At 36.5% G+C, this 2,383-nt stretch carries 1 protein-coding gene; it reads right to left on the bottom strand.

The window, feature by feature from the left end; genetic code table 11:
* Positions 1 to 363: 363 nt before the first annotated feature.
* The gene (locus QZU45_RS12305) at positions 364 to 2,130 is read right to left on the bottom strand and encodes an IS1634 family transposase (RefSeq protein ID WP_295355712.1); all 1,767 of its coding nucleotides are present in this window, start codon (positions 2,128 to 2,130) and stop codon (positions 364 to 366) included.
* Positions 2,131 to 2,383 lie beyond the last annotated feature (253 nt).

The following is a 2,383-nucleotide window of genomic DNA, read 5'->3' on the forward strand; positions in this document are numbered from 1 at the left end:
ATCCTTGTGAACTGGTTAATTTAAAAAATAATTCTTTGAATTATCCATATGTTACTACTCTGGAAGGCATCTTTTGATCATAAGCTCAAAAAAAATGGGGTAAGACTCAAAAAATGATTTAGAAAAACTATGAATATAAAATTTTTTGACTACTCTGATATAAGGATATCCGGAGTTCGACAGTTGTACTAATGTTTTTGTTTAGCTCTCCTTGATATTAAAAGCTTCAACGATATTCCTATCTTTATTCGTCTGTTATCATTTCTGGAGAGTTTTTAATTTTTTTCAAAATTTTTTTGAGATCATCTTTCATCACAACCTGTCTTGTGAATTCCTCTAGCTCAAATATTCTTAGAAGCTCTGTTATAACCTCACTGTTCTTATAGTCAGGTACATATGCCTGACCTTCGGCGGCGCCTCAAGTAATTCTGATATTGTGTACTTACCATCAGGATAACGGTCATTCTCTTTGCTGTTATCCGCAATCCTGCGTTCCAGACCTCTTAGTAAAAGTAATGCTGTAAAGCAGGTCAGGAAATGAGCTTTAATTCTGGTGTCTTTATTATGATAGAAAGGACGGGAACGTAGGTCTGTTTTCATGATTCTAAAACACTCCTCAATTTCCCATCTTCTGTCCTGAATGGCAACGACCTCCTGTACAGAGCATTCCTCTTTAAAGAGATTGGTGGCAATACAGTAGAAGCCATCGTAAAGTTTATCAGTCTCAACTTTTTCTAAATCGATTTCTGCTTTAGAGAAGGTTGCTTCCTGACCATCTTCTGTCATATAGGTGGTTTTAATCAGATTCTTGGGACTTAGCTCATTTTCCGAATCATAGGTTCCATTCTTTATAATTTTGCTGGCTCTTTTTACTCTATTGTTTCTCAGATTTTCGCGATAAGCTTTGTATTTAAGTGAGAACGTTGCAATCAGACGCTGATCCAGTCCGTCTTCAGCAATGGTGCGTTCTTTGTAGAAAACAACATCATAGTACTGCTGGTAGTTTTCTTCGGTAATAGCGTTTAAGTCAAAGTTCTTTACCTTTTCGGTTACATTATGTCTTTTAAGCTGATAGCTCCAGCCGGTAGGGGCAACAGCCCATTCCTTAAGCTCTTTCTTTAGCTTTTTGATTGACTGGATACAGATATAATGACGTTTGCCTCTGAAGCCCAGCAGAGAGAGCGGATCATCTTCAGTAACATTATTGTATTTACGCATCTCCGTAGAGCCTAAACCCGCATCAGTACAGACCACGATATCTGTCTTTATAAAGTTATCAATAAGCTTCTGCTCTAAAGGTTTGATAGTTACCTGTTCATTGGTATTACCCGGATTGATACAGAAGCCTAAAGGCATACCGTCTCCATCCATAAAGAGTCCCATCTGAACAATGGGATTAGGACGGTGCTCTTTTGAGTAACCGTATTTACGCAGTTTATGGTCTCTGTACCACTCTTCTGATTTTCCTTTGACATCACAGTCTTCAGATTCTTTCTCTGTGTAGAAGTTGGTGCAGTCATAATAGAGTCTGCCAACATTTCTTTTACCCAAAGCTGCAGAGGAATACTGATATAGTCTTTTCTGAATCAAGTCCTCATGCTGTTCCAATAAGTCCATGGCTCTATAGATGTGCTGGATTTGAATATCATGGGATTCAAGAAACTTTCTCTGAATATTTTCTGTAAGACCAAGTTTGGAGGAAGGCTCAATAATTCTGCCAAAGAGTAAGGTTCTTAAAACATGGTCGAGATTAAAGCCCTTTATATGTGGATGTTTGAGTTTTATTTCCTCACAGATATTTCCTAAACCGAAACTATGATAAAGAGACTCGAGAATCAGATAACCGGCATTAAAGATGGAACTGTCCTCAGATTTTGATTTACTCTCGGAAAACTCAATGGAAATAGTACGATTGTTTTTCTGTGCAAGAACTTTTGCTTCCTGAGTCTTTTGTTTTGCATACTCTCTACACCAGGCCTCTGCATCATCAACATGATATGTATCTTTAATATGCTCAGCATTTCCAAGGGATTCAACAACTCTGGTTTTACTTTTTCCCTGAGCAGTTCTATAGGCTTCACAAAGATAATAGCTAACGGCATTCTTAGATTTAACTATATTGATGTACATATGCAATACTCCAATGTTATCTATTTGTATTATAGAACATTAGAAACATTATTACAAATAAAATATACAAAATTTTGAGATAAAAAAATAAGACTTTTCAAAGTCTTATATAGCTATTTTCTTCATTTAAAAAAAGGTCAACTGTCGAACTTCCGAATAAGGTCTGTCAGCACAAATAAAAGTCTGTAGTTTTCTTCAAGCACAATGCACACCCAAAATCATCTATAACGCAAATATATCACAGGCGAGTTAA

The organism is uncultured Succinivibrio sp. (assembly GCF_902756765.1).
GTDB lineage: Bacteria > Pseudomonadota > Gammaproteobacteria > Enterobacterales > Succinivibrionaceae > Succinivibrio.